This window comes from Streptomyces sp. EDA2-14 (assembly GCF_054963755.1).
Genome location: NZ_JBUEGE010000009.1, coordinates 242,193 through 261,244 on the forward strand (window position 1 = coordinate 242,193; position 19,052 = coordinate 261,244).

At 68.8% G+C, this 19,052-nt stretch carries 19 protein-coding genes; 11 read left to right on the plus strand and 8 right to left on the minus strand.

Annotated features, from left to right (window positions below; genetic code table 11):
• Positions 1–40: 40 nt before the first annotated feature.
• Positions 41–1,180, minus strand: a complete 1,140-nt coding sequence (locus ACY34M_RS23080) for a C40 family peptidase (RefSeq protein WP_462719970.1) — start codon at positions 1,178–1,180, stop codon at positions 41–43.
• 643 nt (positions 1,181–1,823) lie between these two features.
• Here ACY34M_RS23080 and ACY34M_RS23085 point away from each other — a divergent pair.
• The gene (locus tag ACY34M_RS23085) at positions 1,824–2,573 is read left to right on the plus strand and encodes a DNA-methyltransferase (protein ID WP_462719924.1); all 750 of its coding nucleotides are present in this window, start codon (positions 1,824–1,826) and stop codon (positions 2,571–2,573) included.
• A gap of 88 nt (positions 2,574–2,661) precedes the next feature.
• On the opposite strand, the gene ACY34M_RS23090 is transcribed toward ACY34M_RS23085, so the two are convergent.
• Positions 2,662–3,579, minus strand: coding sequence for a DUF5655 domain-containing protein (locus ACY34M_RS23090; RefSeq protein WP_462719925.1), 918 nt, complete (start codon positions 3,577–3,579; stop codon positions 2,662–2,664).
• Positions 3,580–3,864: 285 nt separating this feature from the next.
• On the opposite strand from ACY34M_RS23090, the gene ACY34M_RS23095 reads away from it, so the two are divergent.
• Together ACY34M_RS23095 and ACY34M_RS23100 are read left to right on the plus strand one after the other, a co-directional pair.
• Positions 3,865–4,155, plus strand: coding sequence for a hypothetical protein (locus ACY34M_RS23095; protein WP_462719926.1), 291 nt, complete (start codon positions 3,865–3,867; stop codon positions 4,153–4,155).
• Between the two features lie 162 nt (positions 4,156–4,317).
• Positions 4,318–5,442, plus strand: coding sequence for a hypothetical protein (locus ACY34M_RS23100; RefSeq protein ID WP_462719927.1), 1,125 nt, complete (start codon positions 4,318–4,320; stop codon positions 5,440–5,442).
• 18 nt (positions 5,443–5,460) lie between these two features.
• Here ACY34M_RS23100 and ACY34M_RS23105 read toward each other — a convergent pair whose 3' ends face one another.
• From ACY34M_RS23105 to ACY34M_RS23115, 3 genes are all read right to left on the minus strand, one after another.
• Positions 5,461–8,910 (minus strand): CHAT domain-containing protein, encoded by a 3,450-nt coding sequence (locus ACY34M_RS23105; protein ID WP_462719928.1) that lies wholly within the window; start codon positions 8,908–8,910, stop codon positions 5,461–5,463.
• Between the two features lie 18 nt (positions 8,911–8,928).
• A complete protein-coding gene (locus tag ACY34M_RS23110; RefSeq protein ID WP_462719929.1) occupies positions 8,929–9,300 on the minus strand; it encodes a hypothetical protein in 372 nt (123 codons plus the stop codon).
• A 543-nt stretch (positions 9,301–9,843) separates the two neighbouring features.
• Positions 9,844–9,984: a hypothetical protein gene (locus tag ACY34M_RS23115; protein WP_462719972.1), complete on the minus strand. Its 141-nt coding sequence runs from the start codon at positions 9,982–9,984 to the stop codon at positions 9,844–9,846.
• Between the two features lie 236 nt (positions 9,985–10,220).
• On the opposite strand from ACY34M_RS23115, the gene ACY34M_RS23120 reads away from it, so the two are divergent.
• Together ACY34M_RS23120 and ACY34M_RS23125 are read left to right on the plus strand one after the other, a co-directional pair.
• Positions 10,221–11,147: an LLM class F420-dependent oxidoreductase gene (locus ACY34M_RS23120; RefSeq protein ID WP_462719930.1), complete on the plus strand. Its 927-nt coding sequence runs from the start codon at positions 10,221–10,223 to the stop codon at positions 11,145–11,147.
• A 166-nt stretch (positions 11,148–11,313) separates the two neighbouring features.
• Positions 11,314–11,583, plus strand: a complete 270-nt coding sequence (locus ACY34M_RS23125) for a hypothetical protein (protein ID WP_462719931.1) — start codon at positions 11,314–11,316, stop codon at positions 11,581–11,583.
• Between the two features lie 11 nt (positions 11,584–11,594).
• Here the strand turns inward: ACY34M_RS23125 and ACY34M_RS23130 are convergent, their stop codons facing one another.
• The gene (locus tag ACY34M_RS23130; RefSeq protein ID WP_462719932.1) at positions 11,595–12,284 is read right to left on the minus strand and encodes a hypothetical protein; all 690 of its coding nucleotides are present in this window, start codon (positions 12,282–12,284) and stop codon (positions 11,595–11,597) included.
• A gap of 122 nt (positions 12,285–12,406) precedes the next feature.
• Between ACY34M_RS23130 and ACY34M_RS23135 the strand changes: the two genes are divergently transcribed.
• Complete coding sequence (locus tag ACY34M_RS23135; protein ID WP_462719933.1) at positions 12,407–13,009, plus strand: GOLPH3/VPS74 family protein; 603 nt, start codon at positions 12,407–12,409, stop codon at positions 13,007–13,009.
• Positions 13,010–13,032: 23 nt separating this feature from the next.
• Here the strand turns inward: ACY34M_RS23135 and ACY34M_RS23140 are convergent, their stop codons facing one another.
• Both ACY34M_RS23140 and ACY34M_RS23145 read right to left on the minus strand, forming a co-directional pair.
• Positions 13,033–13,341: a hypothetical protein gene (locus tag ACY34M_RS23140; RefSeq protein WP_462719934.1), complete on the minus strand. Its 309-nt coding sequence runs from the start codon at positions 13,339–13,341 to the stop codon at positions 13,033–13,035.
• Between the two features lie 174 nt (positions 13,342–13,515).
• Complete coding sequence (locus tag ACY34M_RS23145; RefSeq protein ID WP_462719935.1) at positions 13,516–13,926, minus strand: hypothetical protein; 411 nt, start codon at positions 13,924–13,926, stop codon at positions 13,516–13,518.
• 589 nt (positions 13,927–14,515) lie between these two features.
• On the opposite strand from ACY34M_RS23145, the gene ACY34M_RS23150 reads away from it, so the two are divergent.
• From ACY34M_RS23150 to ACY34M_RS23170, 5 genes are all read left to right on the plus strand, one after another.
• The gene (locus tag ACY34M_RS23150; protein WP_462719936.1) at positions 14,516–14,893 is read left to right on the plus strand and encodes an SH3 domain-containing protein; all 378 of its coding nucleotides are present in this window, start codon (positions 14,516–14,518) and stop codon (positions 14,891–14,893) included.
• A gap of 247 nt (positions 14,894–15,140) precedes the next feature.
• The gene (locus tag ACY34M_RS23155; RefSeq protein ID WP_462719937.1) at positions 15,141–16,532 is read left to right on the plus strand and encodes an RraA family protein; all 1,392 of its coding nucleotides are present in this window, start codon (positions 15,141–15,143) and stop codon (positions 16,530–16,532) included.
• Positions 16,529–17,866 carry a TRAP transporter large permease subunit gene (locus tag ACY34M_RS23160; RefSeq protein WP_462719938.1) on the plus strand — a complete coding sequence of 446 codons (1,338 nt, stop codon included), beginning with the start codon at positions 16,529–16,531 and terminating at the stop codon, positions 17,864–17,866. The genes ACY34M_RS23155 and ACY34M_RS23160 overlap by 4 nt, the downstream gene beginning before the upstream one ends.
• A 35-nt stretch (positions 17,867–17,901) precedes the next feature.
• Entirely contained in the window at positions 17,902–18,192 is a 291-nt protein-coding gene (locus ACY34M_RS23165) for a hypothetical protein (protein ID WP_462719939.1), read from the plus strand.
• A 94-nt stretch (positions 18,193–18,286) separates the two neighbouring features.
• Complete coding sequence (locus tag ACY34M_RS23170; RefSeq protein WP_462719940.1) at positions 18,287–19,039, plus strand: IclR family transcriptional regulator; 753 nt, start codon at positions 18,287–18,289, stop codon at positions 19,037–19,039.
• Positions 19,040–19,052 lie beyond the last annotated feature (13 nt).

The window sequence follows — 19,052 nt, forward strand, 5'->3', positions numbered from 1 at the left end:
AAGGCCCGGAAGTGGTGGAGAGGAGAAGGAGGGGCGCTGGTCAGACGATCTGGCGGGCAGCCAGCACGTCCGGGCGCCAGTCGGCCAGGGGCGAAATCTTGACCACGTCGCCGGTGTGCGGGGCCTGCAGCACCAGGCCGTCACCGATGAACATGCCGACGTGCTCCGGCACTTCGGCCGTCCCCTCGGTGAAGAGCAGGTCACCGGGCTCGGGGGCATCCACGCTGACCTCCTTGCCCTCCTTGACCTGCGTGTACGTGGTCCGCGAGAGCGAGATGCCACCCGCCTTGTACGACGCCTGCATCAGGGACGAGCAGTCACAGCGCCCCATCGGGTCCTGGCCGCGCGGATCACTGCACTGGCCGCCCCACTGGTACGGCGTGCCCAGCTGCCCCAGACCCCAACGGATGGCCGTGCGAACCGACTTCGGGGCAGTGGCCGGGATCTTGTAGCCCTCGGGTACAGACCCGGCCGGGATGGCACCGAACTTGGTCCCGTCGTCACCGGTGCCGCACTTGGCGGACTCGGCGGACAGCTCCTCCGAAGGGGCGCTCGCCGTGTCCGCGCCTGCGGTCCTTGCGGAACCGGAACTCGATGGTGTCGACAGCGACGAGGCGATGGCCTTCTGTAGGGCCCTCGCCATTGGCTCCCACTGGGCGTACGCCTCGGAGAACCCGCTCTGCTGCACCGCCTGCGCGGCTTGCGTGACCGTCATGGACTGCCACCCCGGAACCTTGAGCAGGGCCTCGTAGAACTTCGTCGAGGCATGGACCGGGTCGCGTACTTGTGCTGCCGTTCCCCAGCCCTTGCTGGGACGCTGCTGGAACAGGCCGAGGGAATCTCGATCCCCGTAGTCGAGGTTGCGAAGTCCCGATTCCTGCAGAGACGTTGCGAGCGCGATCACCTGCCCCTCAGGCGGAATCTTCATGGCAGCTGCAGTGGCCAGGATGGTTTTGGCGCTTGGGATCTGCTCGGCGGGATCGTCGAGCCCCGGGACCGAAGCCGAATCCCGTCCGCGTCCCGCAAGGGCCGATTTCACCTGCTTGGCCACGGCTGCAGGGTTCACCCCCTGCGCGTCGCCCGGTGAACAAGTGGCAGCCTGCGAGGACTTGGCGCCCGCGAGCGCCATGCCCAGCGGCGCGACCAGCAGGAGTGGAGCGAGCGCCACGGCGCCGACCATGACCGGGGCCGTCTTCACGGCTGAGGCCCCGGGGGTGGAGCACAAGCTGAAAAGGACAATGCCGGAGACAACTGCGCGGGGACATGCTGCATCAGCAACTCCTAACTCGTAGGCGGCGCAGTGCGGGCGTTCTCGTCGAAGGCCACCCAGACCGAGCCGGTCGGAACAATGCAAGTCCGAGAATCGGGGCGGGGGTCCCAGGCGCGCGGGATCGGCCAGATCCCGCGCGCCCGAACCATCCCAGGGGAAGAACGGCAGCCAGCCGCCCTCTTAATCTCAGAGACCACATGACAATCAACTCCCCGCCAATCGTGCTTGATTTCGAGGCGCTGCAAGGACGCCCGCTGCGTATTGTGGGACACATCGGTACAGTTCAACTGGGTTGCAGCGCAGCCGCGTCCGTCGAACATGGCGAGACTGTATGAACGAATTCCGTCCGCACCAAACGCATCCAAATTGCGGGAGCAGTTCTTCGCGAGTGGGGACAGTAGTAGTTAGGTACGGCCGGATCGCGCGGTTAATCTCCCGCTGGTTCCCCGCCCGGTAGATCTATTCGCACCTCTATGTGCGACATGGGCGGTCCCGCGCGGCCGCGGATGAATATTGGTCGCGTACGGCCCCTGCGAACAGAGAGAACCGCGCAATGTCATACACCCTGCATCGAGGCGACGCGCTCACGTCCCTCGCCAGCATTCCCGACAACAGCGTCGACGCCGTCATCACCGACCCGCCCTACAACAGCGGAGGCCGTACCAGCGGCGAACGCACCGGCCGCAGCGCCCGCGCCAAATACACCTCAGCCGACGCCGACCACGACCTCGCCAACTTCCCCGGCGAAAACCGGGACCAGCGCTCCTACGGGTTCTGGCTCACCCTCCTGCTCACTGAGTCCTACCGGGCCACCGTCGAGTCCGGCACCGCCCTCGTCTTCACCGACTGGCGGCAACTGCCCACCACCACTGATGCGTTGCAGGCCGCTGGATGGACGTGGCGAGGCATCGCCGCGTGGCACAAGCCGGTCTCCCGCCCGCAGAAGGGGCGCCTGAAGCAGTCCTGTGAGTACATCGTCTGGGGCACCAAGGGGCCGGTCGACGCCAGCCGCAATCCTGTCTATCTACCCGGCCTCTACACGGCGAGCCAGCCCCGAAAGGGCCGTGTCCATATCACCCAGAAGCCCGTGGAGGTCATGCAGGAACTGGTGAGGATCTGCCCGCGGGGTGGCACGGTCCTTGACCCGTTCACCGGATCAGGCACCACGGGAGTGGCCGCTCTGCGCGAGGGGCGTCAGTTCATCGGCGTCGAACTGTCGGGTCACTATGCCGACATCGCTGAAGGCCGGCTGCGTGGGGCCCTCACGCAGGACGACCTTGAACTGGCCGGGCCCGAGAAGTGACAGTGAGACGGGGCCACCAGGACGGAACTCAGGAGCGGCTGTTGTTCCACTTGCACAGTGGAACAACAGCCACCCCTTTTGATGTGAGTTAATCGGCCTCGATGCTGCGCAGGATCAGGGCCGTCGCGCGGTCCAGATCCTCGCGGGAGGCGATGCGCACCTCCACGACATCACCCTGCAGGCCCAGGCTGCCAAGCCCTCTCATGTCGCGGGTGAATCCGTCGCACAGATCCACGGAATCGGGGTCGAGGCGCAGATTCACCACGAGCAGCCTGTTCCTCGGTTGGACGCGCACCGTAGCGACGTTCTTGATCCGCCGGTATGAGAAGTAGTGCACCTGTGGCTCCATCTGTACATCACGGTGCGACAGGAGCAGAGAGTCGAGATCCGCGTACAACTCGCGCAGCTCCATGGGTGACGAGTCGAGGCGCTGCTGGACCGATTGGGGAGCCACCGAGCCCGCTCGCGCTGACGACGAGGCCTTGCCGCGAGCCGTGATCCTGGTACCGCCAGTCGCCGCAATGAGCTGCAGGGCCACAGAGTCATTGAAGAGCCGATACGTGATCAGGTCGATCTGATGAGGGATCATCTCCACCGCCACCGTCTCGTGGTGGGTGAAGGCTCCGGCGATACACACGATCCGCGGAGCACTCCAGTCGATCTCCGTGGAAGCCTCGTTGCCGAGCCGGGCCTTCACCAGGTTCTCGAACTCGTGGTGATGATCCTGCAGCCAGCAGAGGTACGACAGCGCCTGAACAAGGACCGCTTCGTCCCGGGTCCGCTTGTACTCCACGACGACCGGCGTGCCATTCTCATCAAGACCCAGCGAATCGATCCGGCCACCGTGGCGCCCGGTGCGGTGCTCGGTGGCCAGGAAACGGATGCCGAGCATCGTCTCCATGTTGGTCTCGACGAGCCGCTGCAGCTCGACCTCCACGCTGACGGTCTCCCCGGGCACTTCGATGACTCCCCGGCCTCTGACCTTGAAGACCTTCAGATTGCTCATCTTGTTCCCCCGACGTACTTGACCTTCGTAGGTGATCAATCGAGTCGGGGGAGCTCGTATTCCCCATGAGGGTGGAGACGATTCGGGTGTTTGCCGCCGACGGTGGGCCGTCCCGGTGGTGCGGAGTGTCCGACCCTCCGAGGCGCTGCCCCGTGCCACTCGCGGCTTCTTCTAGTAGCCTTCACCAACTCCCCCGAACTTGAGGCTAGTTGGCACCTCCAGTAGCAAGGCCATCACGGTACTGTGCACCTACTCGCCCTTTATGACCACAGAAGGTTGTATGCGATGAAGGTGTACAAGATCATAGTGATCCACAACGGTGAGGCGCCTCGGCCCGATGAGGTTCAGGCGCTTGCCGAGTACGTACAGAACAACTTGGGGCACGACACCGAAGGTGCCCAGCTCACGGTGTCACGGATTGGTTCGTCAGTCCCGAGCAACGACCTGATGATGGCGATCTTGGTCAGGATGGACCGGAAGGGAGAGCTTCCCGGCGGGGACATCTCCAAGGCCTTCTTGCAGGAGCTGAACACCACCAAAGGCAAGGTCGCCCTGGGGATCGTGCCTCGGGCGTAGGTCTCTTCGCTGCATTGACAGCCCGGCCCCCGGTGCGGCCGTGGTCAACGCGGCAACCTCTCGGCGTGCTCTATGGGTTCCCGGTGTCGAGAGTTGTTGACTGCATCTCAATTGCCCTTAAAACTAGGAGTGTTCGGGGTTCACGCTTGCATCGGGGGTTGCATGTCGTTGGCGGAGCGCAAGGAGGGCGAGCGGCTGCCGGGAGGCGTTCGTTTCAAGCAGACCGAACGGACAGCCCAGGCCACCTACCACGTCTATGGCGGGCCGAGCCGGCGAGCCGCACTGGAATTTCTTCGTGGGGCTCACGTCAAGGACGAGCTGGTCTACAACATCGTGGAGACCCCGGAAGGCAACTTTGGCCGGGACCTCATCTACTTGTTCCGCGAGTCCGACGGTGAGCTGATCGAGTTTGGAGAGCGGCCGCAGAGCCGGAGCCCGTCGCCTTCGGGCACGCGGTGTGCTTGGTGCGGCTTCTTCGTCGTCCCGTACAAGCTGCCAATCAATGAGGACAACGAGAACGTCGGCTCGGTGTCGTTGATTCTGACGTACGCCGAGCTCGCGGTCCTGGTGAAGAGGGGCGGAGGGCTGCGCTGCGGTACCTGTTCGATGCTGCAGTGCGCCGTGTGCAGTGGCATCACGCAGACTGGCGGCACGGCACTTGCGACCGTCTGCCGGGCTTGTGGTGGGAAGTCGGTGGTCCATACCGCTATCGGCCCTGTCGAGCGCGCTGCCGCTTCGGACCGGCCCGACGCGGAGCAGATGGTCACGTTGCCCCCAAACCCTGAGGGAGACGAACTGTGGGGCTTGGCGCCGCTGCGTCTACCCTGGACCATCGATGTGGAACGGTTCTTCGGGCAGAGCACACTGCCGTATGTGTGGCCAGGGGACGTTCGTCACACCGGGTACATCGGCAGTGGGGATCAGGCTCAGGCGCTCCTGCGCGCCAGTTGGATCAACATCTTCCTTCACCACCCCAACCCCGAGGTGGTGCTGAAGTGTCTGCGCAGCGCGCCGCCCGACGGGATGCTGACTTTGCCGTCCCTCGCCGATTTGCTGGCCTCGGCCACGGCCGAGCCGCGCGTCAAGGAGGAGGCGTCCAAGACGCTTTGGCGGCTGAGCGATGGATCGGTCCGTTACACGCTCACCGTCCTTTTGTCGCGTGGCGTGATTACGTCCAGCTACGACACGCACTCGGTTCACCAGGCACTGGTGCATCTCCGTACGGAATGTCCTGAGGGTCGGCGTGCCTGGTTCGAGGAGCAGTTGGCACGGTCCGAGGACGACTGACTTCCGGGGCGTCGGGGTTCAGATGCCGATGTGGACATAGGACGCCCAGAGGAACGGGTTCTGGGGTGCGTTCGCGGTGCCGTCCCCTCTGCGGGCGCGAAGGGCCGCCCAATGAAGGGCCTGTGCTGCGCGGCTCACGTCCAAGTCGCCCTCCGGCGTACGGAGCCGGGCATAGAAGTCGTCGGCGACGCGCACGGAGAGCTGGTCGTCAATCTCCCACAGCGTACTGATGACATGCGGGAAACCGGCGATCTGGAACGCCGAGGCCAGGTGGATCGACTCGTCGAGCAGGCGGACCGGCTGGGTCGCCGCGGTGTTGCAGGCAGACAGGTAGGCGAGCTGCGCCCGGTCCAGTGCTACTGGAGCCAGGCTCGCGGCCGTCAGCGGATCGTGTTCGTGGTCTTGCAGCAGGAGTCGGCTGAGTGAGGGCTGGTGCGGGTCGGTGGCGCCGTGGCAGGAGAAGTGGGCGATCGGGTGGTGGGCAAGGCGGGAGACGACGGAGTCCTTCGTCGGCTTCGCCACGGCGTTCAGCGCGGCGTCCTGGTCGGCGAGCACGGTGAGGTCGGGCAGGTGGCTGCGCAGCACCCGCACCTCTTCCGTGACGTACGGCAGGCGGCCAAGACGGGGAAGTCCCGGCGTGGCCGGCATCGCCACCACCAGCGCCGGGAGCGTCGGCCCACGTCGCGCGGGTGACGTTGTCTGCCTGGTGTGGATGAGTGTGCGCAGGGACGGGGCGTAGGAGGAGACCACGCGGTCGATGACTGTGCGCGGGCACCGCTCGCGGTCCGCGGTGGTGTGGTGGCCCGCGGCGTGGATCGGCAGCAGGCTCAGCAGGCCGCAGGGGACCCACCAGATACGGGGCCAGGTCTCCGTGTCGGTAGAGGGCCTGGTGCGGTGGCCGAGCGCCTCCAGCACAGGGGCCGCGATGGCGTCCCACAGCCACTCCAGTACGGTGAGCATCCGGGCCCCGCCCCGCTCCTCCGCCGCCGCGTCCCCCATCAGGATCGATTGCCGGGCTGCCAGGAACGCCGAGGCCTTGGTGGCCACACCGTCCTCGTCGACCTGCGGGAGCGGGATGGCCGTGACCCCGTCCCGGGTGACCAAGAGGGCATGGCTCCCGTACGAGCTGACGTTGAGCACGACCACCGGTCCTGCCTGCGCCGCGCGGAGCAACTCATCGGCGACGGGGGGCAAACCGAACGAGTCGAAGCCGTCGAGCGCCCTGATCCTGGCCTGCGTGTCGGCGAATTCCGCGGCGAGTTCGTAACGTTCGCGGCCGCCTCCGGGCTGTGGCGCGGCCGTGGGAATGCCGGCCTCTGCACGGCGCGATGACGGGCCGGCCTCCCAGGGCTGGTCGAGCAGATCGCGGAGTTCGACAAAACGGGAGGCGAGTTCCGGATGTCTGAGACGCAGGGTGGACAGGTCGTCGCGGCCGTCCAGCGCCTGGCTGATGAGGACCCCGCGTCCGGTCTCCAGCAGGCTCAGGGCCTGCCGCGGCCGGTCCGCCGCCGGCAGTCGTGGATCAGCTAGAACGAGCGAGGCCGCCTCGCCGGCCAGTCCCGCCAGGCCGCTCAGAGCGTACTCTTGGTCGCTGCGGGCCAAGCGGCGGGGGCTGACGTCCGGCAGGAGTCGTACAGCGTTCTGGAGTAAGTCCGTCGCACGCAGTACTTCGGATGCGGCGACCAGGTCGGCGGCGGCTGTCTTCGCGGCCCCGAGACGTTGCCACACCGGAGCCGTGTCCACGGCTGAGGCCTCGACGTCCGCCGCAGTCGCGGCGCTCAGATCGTCCGGGTTGCCTGTGGACGCGTGCCGGGCGCGAAGGGCGTCACCCAGGTTGGCGAGGAACCGGGTGCGTTCCGGGTGGCTGCTGGAGATCAGCGACACGCTTCTGCGGCCCGCGGATATCGCCTCGTCGACATCCTCGGGGCGTCTGGTCCGTGCATGCCTCTGGGTCAGGGCGTGCGTCAGGTTCGAGAGGTATCGGGCCAGATCGTCGGGCTCCTGACCGGTCGACGCCACCACGGCACGACGCGCCACGTCGATCCCCTCGTCCAGATCCTCGGGCCGGCCGACGTACTCGAACCGCGCCAACAGGACGTTGCCGAGATTGGACAGGTGCACCGCCTGGTCTGACCTGTGGACCCCGGTCGCCACCGCCTCACGGCAGAGGGCGATCGACGCCTCGATGCCGTCCCGGTCCCGCGTCCGCCGGGACCGAGCCCACAGCAGCAGGCCCAGCGCATTGAGCACTTTGGCACGCCTCCTGCGGTCAAGGGACGGGTCCTGCAGTCGCGCCTGCTCATGGCGGATCGCCTCGTCCAGGTCCGCGACGGCCCCGGCCTGCCGGTGGCGCAGGAACAGAAGTTGGGACAGTACGCTCGAGAAATGCTCGGGGCCGGGCCGGTAGTCCTTCATCCGGGCTATACCGGCCCGGGTGAGCACGATGGCCTCGTCGAGGTCCTCGACCGTGCCGGTCGCCTGGTACCTGTTCACCAAGGCCCCCACGAGGATCAGTTCGTCGGGCGCCTCAGTGCGTGCGGGGGCGCTCGCGGCGGATGCGCGCGCGAGGCGTACGGCTTCGTCCAGATGCGTGGGGCTCCCCGAGAAACGGGCTTTGAGGGCCAACTGGGTCACCAGACCGACCAGAGACGCCTGCCGCTCCGGATGGCCCGCGGGAGTCATGTCGAAGGCCTTCAGACTGCAGGCTAGGGCCTCGTCCAGCCCCTCCGCGGTGTGGGTCAGCTCGCAGAGGTCCGCCAGAGCGGCGCCAAGACCGCCTAGGCTCACGGCCTGGTCGCTGCCTTCACGCGGGCGGGCGTTGACTGCGCGCCGGGCGACGGCAATGGCTTCCTCGAACGCCTCGGGGCGTCCGGTCTCCATGCCGAGCCGACGGAGGCTCTGGACCAGGTTGTGGAGTGCGTGCTTGCGCGTGGGACCGGGCCGGCTCAGTGTGACAGCTGTGCGCTCGAGGTCGATCGCCTCCTCCAGATCCTCGACCGATCCGAGGTACTCGAACCGCTCGCTCAGCGTCGAGCCGAGCTTCGCCAGCGCGACACTGCCGTCCGACGGTCGCGAGGGCGGCAGGCGCGTCGCGGTACGGGCCACCTCGATCGCCTCGTCGAGATCCGCCTTTCGCTCGGCCACTTTGAACCGATCGAGGAGTAGGGCCGCCAGTGCCGACAGACAGGAGGTGTCCCTCCGCGCCAGGGAGGTGGCCTCGCGCGCGGCGGCTATCGCTGGTTCCAGGTCCGCCGCGTCCCTGGTCTCCGTGAAGCGCAGATGCAGCGCGCTGAGAAGCCGGTAGAGATGTGGTACGCGTCCGGGGTCGTCGGTCGGCAGCGCCGCGACGGCGGCGCGGAACGAGGAGATCGCGCTGTTCAGCTCCGCCGGGGAGCGGGTTCGTTCGAACCGGTCCCAGGCGGAATCGCCCGCCTCCGTGTACGAGTTCGCTTCTTTGGAGGGGTACACCCAGGGCCCCCTTTCGCTTCACGGCAGGAGGATCCGCTGGGGATCCTCGCGAATCAGACTGAGCATCCGGTCCAGTTCGGCCGGTTCCATGCCCGCCGGTACCTCGAGCCTGGCCCCGGACGCGAGCTCGATCACGATGCGCTGCCCCTCCTTGGCCGCGCCGCGTCCCAGGAGGCCGGTCACCAACGCGGTCAGGGCGGAGCTCACTGCGGCGATGGTGGCCACGAGAATCGTGGCGTCCCCCGTACGGAACCTCGATGTCGACTGTTCCAACTCCACCGAGATCTGTGAGTCCCAGGAACCGTTGCGGCTCAGTTCGCCGTGTACGTCCTCCGCCGCACGCGAATCTGACGCGACGATCACGCGCCACTTGGGAAACTCCAGCGCCATCCCCCCAGTCCCTTCGTCAAGGCGTTCAACCCATGCTTCACAGAAGTGAGTTGGTTGTTGAGTATGGCACGCGAGTGGCACTCCCCGGTCGCAAGTCGATTCCATGGCGCAGAGGCACACCTGGCCAAGGTTGATGCGAGCTGTTCCGCAGACAAGCCGGAGCGTCACACTCGGGTTAGCCATCGTGGCCATGCCGGTCAGCGATGACTGCTCTCTCGTACAACAGCTCGCCCTCCGGCACAGCGGGGCACCGGCTTCGTCGTCCACGATTCCGTCGCTCGTCGCATGAATGCGGTCCGACGTCGAGACCATCGAGGGGTGCACGGTGCTGGAGATCGGTACCGGGACCGGCTACTTCGGCCCTCGCGGGCCGCTGACGACTTGGGCGGCCGTGCTGCACAAGAGGGGCGCACGTCCTGAGCTGACGCTATGTCACAAAAGTCAGCAAGCGGTCAGCATCGAGACTGCCAGAGCTGGTCAAACCCTGCGACACGTGCGACTGGGGCGCAGCACCAGATTGTGTCCTCACCTGCAAACTTGCTGCTACAGCGCCCCGTCGTATGCTGTCCCCGCGCCCGTATAAGAGAACCAGTCGTACCACTCGACGGCATTGCCCACGGAGGCGGCGAGCAACTGGCGGACGGGGCGAGCGGGCGGGGCCCCGGTCTTGATCGTCTCTGTCATGATCCTGACGCTAACCGCGGGAACTCCCTGCTCACACGCGGTTTGACCGAGTCGTCACTTCTTGCGTATCCGCAGGTCAACTCGGGCTTGCCGGAGTCGACTGCGTGGATCTTGCTCCCCGCCCCCGCTTCGTGCCGCGACTCGTCCCGTGGTTAGCCTGGCGTCTCCGACCAAAAAACTACGGCGTGGGCTCGCCACTCGGTGATGCCGTGCGCCCGTCGAGAGGAGACCCGTCGGTGAAGTTCGGGATCAATGTGCTCAATTACGGGCCGGGCACCACCCCCGCCTCCATGGAGGACTGGGTTCTCCGGGCCGAGGGGCTGGGGTACCACCTGGCGATGATCTCGGACCACGTGACGCTCCCACAGGAGGCCCTGCCGGTCTTCCCGCCGCCGTTCTACGACCCGTTCACCACCCTCGCCTACCTCGCCGGCCGCACCTCGACCATCGAGCTGGGCACCACGGTCATCGTTCTCCCGTACCGGCACCCGCTGCAGACGGCCCGGGTCGCGGCCAACATCGACCAGATGAGCAACGGCCGGTTCGTGTTCGGTGTGGGCGTCGGCTGGTCGGAGCAGGAGTTCCAGGCGCTGGGCGTCGACTTCGCCGCCCGCGGCAGGATCACCGACGAGTATCTGACGTCCATCAAGGACCACTGGACCAAGCCGCTGATCTCCTTCCACGGCGAGCACCTGGACTACACCGACATCACCACCGGCCCCGCCCCGGTCCGTGACCCGCACCCGCCGGTGTGGGTCGGCGGCCTCAACGGCCCCGCCATGCGGCGGGCGGCGCGCTTCGGCGACGCCTGGCACCCGTTCGGTCTCGGCCCGGCCGAGCTGCGTGAGCGGCTGCCCAAGCTCAGGGCCGCCGCCGAGGAGGCCGGTCGTCCCACCCCCGCCCTCGCGCCGCGCATCCCGCTGCACATCACCGAGAAGCCGGTTCCGGAGGAGGGGCGACTCGCCGGGCACGGCACCGTCGCTCAGATTCGGCGCGACCTGGAGGAGATCGCTGAGCTCGGGCCCGACTGGATCGTGCTCGACACCTTCCTCACCTTCTACCTCGGCGCCGTCTCCGCGGATGAGGTCCCCCGTCACGACCCGGCCCAACTGGAGATCGCGGCGGCGGAGCTGCTCGACCTCAAGGGCGAGACCCTGCGCTGACGAGCCGCCAGGCCCGGACCGGCGTCGCCGCCCCTGCACGGCTCGGACAGGATCCCGCGCAGGGGGTGTTCCGTAGCAGCACACGAGCCCCCGAGCCGTGGCGGGGCGTCCGTGCCCGGGTGTGCCGGACAAGTCGTGAGGGTGCTCTGGAAGGTGAACCCTTGTGGTGTCCCCGTGCCCATCCGGTGTGCTGCGTCGTTCGCCGGGCATGAAGAAGATCATCAGCGTTGCAGGTCTCGCCCTCGCCGCGACCGGACTCGCCGCACCTGCCCACGCCGACAGCAACCTGGGTTCCGGGGTCGGCATCTCGGACAACTGGAACTTCAGTTCTGCCGCCACCTGCCTCCAGGAGGTCGCCGTCGTCCCGGTGCTCGGCGACTACGTGGGCCATCACGCCGGTCACTGCACCGACGGCAGCCTGATCACCCACGGCTAGCAGCTCCGGGATCAATTCGCGGTGCTGCCGGCCGGGCGGCCGTTGTCGAAGACGACGCCGTGCTCGCCCACACTCACCGGGACGTTGACCCATCGGGCCTTGCCGTCGGCGGACGAGGCGTACTGGCAGCGGTGGCCGGTGTCCTGTTCGTATGCGACGAGTTCGAGGTCCGGCACCCTTCCGCAGCGCAGGTGCTTGCTGACCCGGTGGTACTCCCTCCAGAACGTGCCGTGGACGGACTTCGCCGTCAGCACGGCCCGGCCGGCGTTGGTGATCTCGTACGGTTTGAGGTCACCGGCCGGCTCGTCGAAACGGACGGACCAGGGGACCTTCACGCCGTTGTAGGTGACGGTGCACCGCGTGGTCGTGCCCGGCCGCTCGCTCACCTTGCCGCCCTCGCACTCGGCGCTGGTCCGCCCCGGTACCCCGGCCATGGCCACCGTGTGTTTGCGCATCGTCCACAGCACTCGTTCGGTGAACGCGGCGTCGGCGGCGGGCTCCGGCGGCAGTGAGCCGAGCAGCGTCTTCACCGTCAGAAGCCCTGGCTCTGCCGAGGTGATCGCGACGGGGAGCTGCTTGCCGTTCCTCGGGGGCGCCGTGGCCGCCGGGCGGGAGGCGTCGTCGTGCGACCCCGCCCCGCCGCAGCCCGCGGTGACGAGAGCGGTCATGGCTCTGCCCGCGAGTGCTCGGCCGATGCGCATGCGGCCCAACTCCAGCCAGAGGGCTTCGCTCGCGCGGTGGGGCGATACTGATGGTGACAGTCGCCCCGCCGTGTTGGTGGGGGCGTACCTTTGTCTGTCGAAGTCTCCGAGGGGAGCCGTTCATGACCACGGCGAAGGACCTGTTCATCATCGCCATGGACCTGAAGCAATCCGTGGGACAGGGCGACCTCTCCCTCGCGCTCGCGGGAGCCGAGCTGATCGATCTCATCGGCGCGGGGGCGGTCGACCTGGACGGCGACCGCATCGTGCCGGGTGGACAGCCGGTGCCGGACGACCGGTTGATGGGCGAGGCTGCGGCAGGACTCACCCGGCAGGCGCCCTACGAGCGGGTCGAGGACTGGCTGTGGCGCCGGGGCCGAGACCTCTCTGCCGCGTACCAGGCCGCCCTGGAGGCGGACAATGAGCTGAAGCCGCAGCGGAGCGGCCGGTTTCCCTTCGGCTCGGAACGCCTGGCATCGGTCGACACGCCCGCGCGCCGCCGCGCGGCCGACCGCTTGAAGGAGAAGGAACCCGTCCTGACGGCCCTCGCCTCGACCGTCGGCATCGATGACGAGCGATCCGGCGACGGTGAGCCCGACCTCGACGACGAGGCGGTGACGACGGTGCTGGCCGCCGTCCACGACGCGGTGATGGAGCTGGAGGCCGTACGCCAGAGGCGCACCATCGAGAACGCGGCGTTCGCCAACCTCTGGCGCGGACCCTGAGCCGAAGGCCCACCTCGTGCAGGTCAGACGGCCATGCCGTAGACGATGGTGAAGACCGTGCCGAGTGAGCCGATGATGAAGACTCCGGTCAGACCGGCGATGATCAGGCCTTTGCCCTGCTCGGCGCTGAACGTGTCGCGCAGGGCCGTGGCGCCGACGCGCTGCTTGGCGGCGCCCCAGATGGCGATGGCGAGGCAGAGCAGGATCGCGACGGCCATGACGACCTGGATCATGGTTTTGGCCTCGGTACCCAAGGCGCCGAAGGGGCCCCAGTCCGGGGCGATGCCGCCGATGATCGTGGTGATGTCGCCCTTTTCGGCTGCGAGCAGCATGCCACGTCCTCCCCGTTGGTGGTCGCCTCCGGTCTCACGGTAGTTGCCGCTCCTTGCGTTGGGGGCGGGTTCCGAGGACCGCTGCACAAACCGCCGTGCCGAGTCGGGCGACATCATCGAGACCGGACTCGCGCCGACCGGTCGTCAGGCCGCGCACCAAGGGGGCTCGGCCGCTCATATGGCGCTGCTGTGCGCCGATTTGACCCGACACGTGGGCCCGTGCCGGACACCGCGCGATACGAACCCTTCGGCGCAGCACGCGGTGTACAGCTCGGCGAACGCGTCCGCGGACAGTATGCAGTTCGGGCCATGGGCGTAGCCGCCCGAGTGGTGCGCGAGGCGACAGCACGCCAGGACCGTGTCGAACTCCTCGATGAGCGCGGCCTGCCGAGCCTGCTTGCACTCGGCGAGGACTGCCTGGTGCTCGGCGTACGACCGCAGCGCGCACCAGACGAGGACCGCGGCAAAGCACAGGCCGGGGAGGCAGTGCCACGCGGATTCGGTGACGCCCACGTGTGCGGCGCCGGCGGCGAGCGCGGTCGCGGCGAGGAGGTAGGCGCGGGCGGTGCGGAGTGCGCGGGTCATGAGTCAGTCCTCACTGGCGCGGCGTTTGAAGCGGTGGTGTTTGCAGGTGCAGGGTTCGCAGTAGTAGTGGCCGTGGCGGTCGGGGCGGATGGTGCGGTGCAGCCGTCGCAGTGCATGGTGTGGCCTTTCAGGGCCGGAGGTGGAGGGTTCCGGAGAGGATGGCCGGATCGATGACACGGTCCACGCCGACCGGAGCGCCGGGTTCCCCGAGGCGCGGCCCGTGCGCGGTCCGCGCAGGCGCGCCGTGCGACGACCGGCGCCGCGGGCCTCCTCCCAGCGTCGGCCGGGTCTTGCCCACTCCCACGCCCCCCGCCGGCATCACGAGCTGCTCCCTCCGGCGCCGTCTCCGTACGTCCAGCAGCCCGCCCTGCCGACCGGTCGGCCTGGCCGAGGGATTGGGCAGATTCCCGATCCGTAACTCGCCAGTAACGCCACCGTCCTGCTCCGCCTCATGGCGCACGCCTCCCGGGCGGGGTGCCGCGCCCCGTCAGGTTTTGGCCAGTACATGACTAACTGGGTCGACTGGGGCCGGTTAGCGTCTTTCACGCTGGATGTCCCAGCGGATCGCGTTCACTTGGGGGGTTTCCTCATGCGTTTCAGAGCCAAGGTCGTCACCACGGTCGCGGCGGGGCTGCTGGCCGTCGCGGGCCTGTCCGCGCCCACTGCCGCGGCGGTGTCCGCCGGCGGGGACGGTCGGGCGGCGGCGGCCGACCGGGCCGTCGCCAACACGTGGGTCTACACGTGGACCAGTGCGAACATCCGCAGCTGCGCGTCGACCCAGTGCGGCATCAACTACTCGGTCCCCGCCAACTACCAGCTCAGCGCCATCTGTTGGGCGCACGGCCAGCGGGTGACGCAGAACGGCTACTCGCACGACAAGTGGGTCCTGCTCGGCTCGGGTTCGAGCTGGATCTGGGGCGGCCTGCTGAAGGGGAGCGAGACGGGCAACGTGCCCAACCAGTGCTGAACTTCGTGTGAGCGGCGCGCCCACGCGCTGCTCAGGGATCAAGGCCACCAGCCGCGCCCGCACCGCACCGGGCCGCGCTGGTGGCCTTTTGCGTGCCCGGCGCCGGGTCGGCATCGCGCCGCCACCCGCGCCGTCCCGACGCCTCTTTTGATCGATCATTCGTCAACTCTTGACGTGCTCGTCATGCCCAAGCAACATCCTCCTGCGTCTAGTGATAGACCTTATCACTCTATGAGAAGAGGTTCAGGTGAGGGCAGGCATCATCGGTCTGGGCGAGGCGGGTGCGCTCTATGCGGCCGGATTCGTGGAGCAGGGCTGGCAGGTCGTCGGATTCGACCCGGTCGACGCGCCCACGCCGGAAGGCGTCGAGCGGGCCGCGAGCCTCGCGGAGGCCGTGCGGGGCAGTGACCTCGTACTCGGTCTGACCGGGGCGAAGGCCGCGCTCGCCGTGGCGCGGGAGGCCGCCCCACATCTGTCGTCGACCGCCGTCTACGCGGACATGAACGCCGCGGCACCGGAGCTGAAGCGGGAGATCGCCGAGGTCGTCGGCGCCGCCTCGGCCGCGGTCTTCGCCGATGTGTCGGTGATCGGTTCCGTGCCGAAGTACCGGCACCGTACGGCCCTGATGGCCAGCGGGCAGGGTGCGTCGGTGATCGCCGACTACTTCGGCGCGCTGGGTGCGCCCGTCGAGGACCTCGGGGGAGACCCCGGCGCCGCCTCGGCCCGCAAGCTCCTGCGCAGCCTGTTCATGAAGGGGCTCGGCGCCGTCATCGTCGAGGCCGTGGACGCGGGCCGCGCCGCAGGCGACGAACTGTGGGTACGGCAGCAGGTCGCGGCGGAACTGGCGGACGGCGACGCCACACTGGAGCGCCTCTACCAGGGGACCTTCAAGCACGGTGAGCGGCGGGCCCGCGAGGCGGCCGCCGCCGCGGACCTCGTCGGCGAACTCGGGCTCGACACGAACCTCGCCAAGGCCATCGGTCACGTACACACCCTGGCCGCACGCCCCGAAGGGCTGCGGGACACCTCTCGGGTCACCGCCGAACTGCTCGCCGGGTACGCGGGGCTGGCGACGGCGAACATCGGGGACGCGACCGACCGCCTCGGCCTCCTCGACTCCGGCATCAGCGCCCTGTGGCCCGGCGCCCGGACCGTCGGCCGCGCCCTCACCGTGTGGACCCGCGCCGGTGACAACCAGGCGCTGCACCAGGCCATCAAGATCGCCGAGCCCGGTGACATCATGGTCGTCAATGGGGAGGGGGACATCTCCCGTGCCCTGGTCGGAGAGCTGATCGCCGAGCGCGCCCGAGCGCGTGGCGTGGTCGGCATGGTCCTGGACGGCGCCGCGCGCGACGTCGAGGTGCTCGCCGAGATGGGCTTCCCCGTCTGGGCGCGCGCGGTCACTCCGGCAGGCCCCTACAAGTTCGGTCCCGGCCACGTCGGGGTCCCGGTCGCGGTCGGCGGAGTCGTCTGCAGGACCGGGGACCTCGTCGCGGCCGACGGCGACGGTGTGGCCGTCGTCCCCGCCGAGCGAGCCGCGACCGTCCTGGCCGCCGCCCGCGAGGTGGAGGCCGAAGAGGCGCGACGGCGCACCGACATCCGCGCCGCCGCCGCGGCCACGCCAGGAGGAACATCGTGATCGCCGTATGGGCGCTGGGCTGCTACATCGCGGCCATCATCGTGTGGAACGCCGTGTTCAAGCGGAACATCGGCGAGGCCCTCATCGTCGGCTTCCTCGTCACCGGCCTGTTCGCCGGTGGGGACATCGCGCACGTGATGTGGGGCGGCCTGGTCGAGGCGATGCAGGAGGAAGTCACCTTCGCCGCCCTCGCCTTCGTCTTCATGAGCTACCTGCTCGCCCGCACCCCGGTCCTGGACCACCTCCTGGGCATCCTCAACTCGGTCCTCGGCAGGCTGCGCGGCGGCCCGGTCTACACCTCGACCGTCGCGGCCGGCCTGTTCGGCGCCATCGCGCACGTCGGGGCCGCGGTGACCGCGGCGGTCGGCTCGGTCACCATCCCGTGGATGAAGCGGTCGAACGTGAGCGGTGAACTCGCGGCCACCGTCGCGGCGGGCGGCGCCGGGATGGGGGTCACCTTCCCCTTCAGCTCCACCATGTTCATCCTCATGGGCTCCGCCGGTGTCGCCTCCCTCGCCACCACGGACGACATCGTCCTTCCGCTGGCCATCGGCGGCCTGTGGTGTCTCGGGTACCGGCTCGTCGCCGCCTTCGTCATGGTGCGCCGCCACAAGGTGCAGCCCATCGACCGCGCCGACCTGCTGCCCCTGCGCGCCAGCCTGGGCGCCGGCTGGACCAGCCTGTTCCTGTTCGTGGCGATCGCGATACCCCTGGCCCTGGCCAAGGGGCCCGTCGGCGCCGCGCTCGATCTGCACGTCGGCCTCGAACTGTCCGACGCGATCAGCCTCATCACCTGGATCCCCGTCCTCCTGATCGCCACCGTCCTCGTCCTCGGGCGGCGCCACCTGCCCCGCTCGGGCCGCGAGTGGTGGAACGTGCTCGGCGGCGCCGCCCCGCACTTCGGCGTCATCGGCGTCACGATCGTCGCCGCGTTCTCCGCCTCCAACGTCCTCGGCGAGCTCGGGCTGCCCGAGCAGCTGACCCATCTGCTGGCCGGGGTGGAGGCACCGAAGTGGGTCATGGCGCTGATCGTCGGAGTGCTCGTCGTCGGCGTGGCCATCCCGCTGACGGCGTCCGCCACCATGGCCGCCATCGGGCCCGTCGCCGTCACCTCGCTGGTCGGGGCCGGGGTGCCCCCGGCCACCGCCTGCGTCGCGGTCCTCATCTTCGCGTCCACCGAAGGCGCCTCACCCCCGTCCGGGGCGCCCATCTACGTCGCCAGCGGCATCGCGGGCATCGACCCGGCCCGAACGTTCCTGCCGCTGGCCACCTACTACTGCGTCCCCATCCTGCTCGTCGGCGCCGCCGTGGCCACCGGCGTCCTCCCCGTCTGACCCGTCCCCAACCCGCCCGAACCGGAGGCCCGCTCATGACCCGACCCATGACCCAACGACTCCTTCAACCGCTCTTCCGGCTGAGCATCGTCGTCTTCCTCGTCGGCGGCACCGTGACCGTCGTGGGCCAGGCCCTCGGCATGGTCATGGGCGACGCCGCCTGGGTGGAGGGTGTCGCCGCCGACGCCGGACCGGCCACCTGCATCGCGGCGAGCATCAGCGGCATGCTCTCGTTCGTCCTCTCGTACGGGAAGCAGGACGCCGGACAGCAGGACGAGCCGGCCGCTCAGGCGCCCCGGGCCGCGGCGTCCGCCACCACGCACTGACCTGCAACGGGCTCCTGACGCACGGCGCGCACTCGCGGACTGATAAGTCTTATCGGGTCCGTGCGTGCCGACCGACGATCCAGGAGCCGCCCCCATGCCCGCCGAGTCCTCCTCCACCATGCGCTCCCTCGACCGGGCCTTCGACGTCCTGGGCGTCCTGGAGGACAGCCGCCAGCCCCTGCGCCTGAGCGAGGTGGCCCGCCGCGCCGGCCTGCACGTCGCCACCGCGCAGCGGATCCTCAACGTGCTCGTCGACCGCGGCTACGCGGCCAAGGAGGACACCGGCTACACCGCGGGCCCGGCATCCCTCGCCACCGCCCACGCGTTCCTGGTCACCAACCGGCTCAGCCAGGTCGCCCTCCCCGTCCTCCAGGAACTCGCCGCCACCACCCACCTGGCGGCCAGCCTGTACGTACGCGTCGGCTCGGCCCGCGTACTCATCGCACGCGTCGAGGGACGCAACCCGCTGCGCTACCAACTCCCCATCGGCGAGAAGCTCCCGCTCCACCTCGGCGCGGGCAAGGCGCTCGCCGCCTGGCTCCCGGAGCCGGAACTCGACACCTTCATCAACGACACCACCCCGTTCACCCGGATCGCGGGCGAGCAGGTCACCGCGGACGAACTCGCCGCCGACCTGCGCCGGGTCCGGGAGGACGGGTACGCCCTCTCGCTGAACGAACGGGCCCTCGGAGTCGCTGCCGTCAGCGCGCCGATCCGCACCCCGGAAGAGGTGCTGGGCGCCCTGAGCGTCACCGGCTCCAGCACCGAACTCACCGAGGACGACCACCCGCACCTCATCAGCGAGGTACGCCGGGCGGCCGCCGCCGTCGCGGCCCGCTGCCCCTGACAGAAAGCCGTGC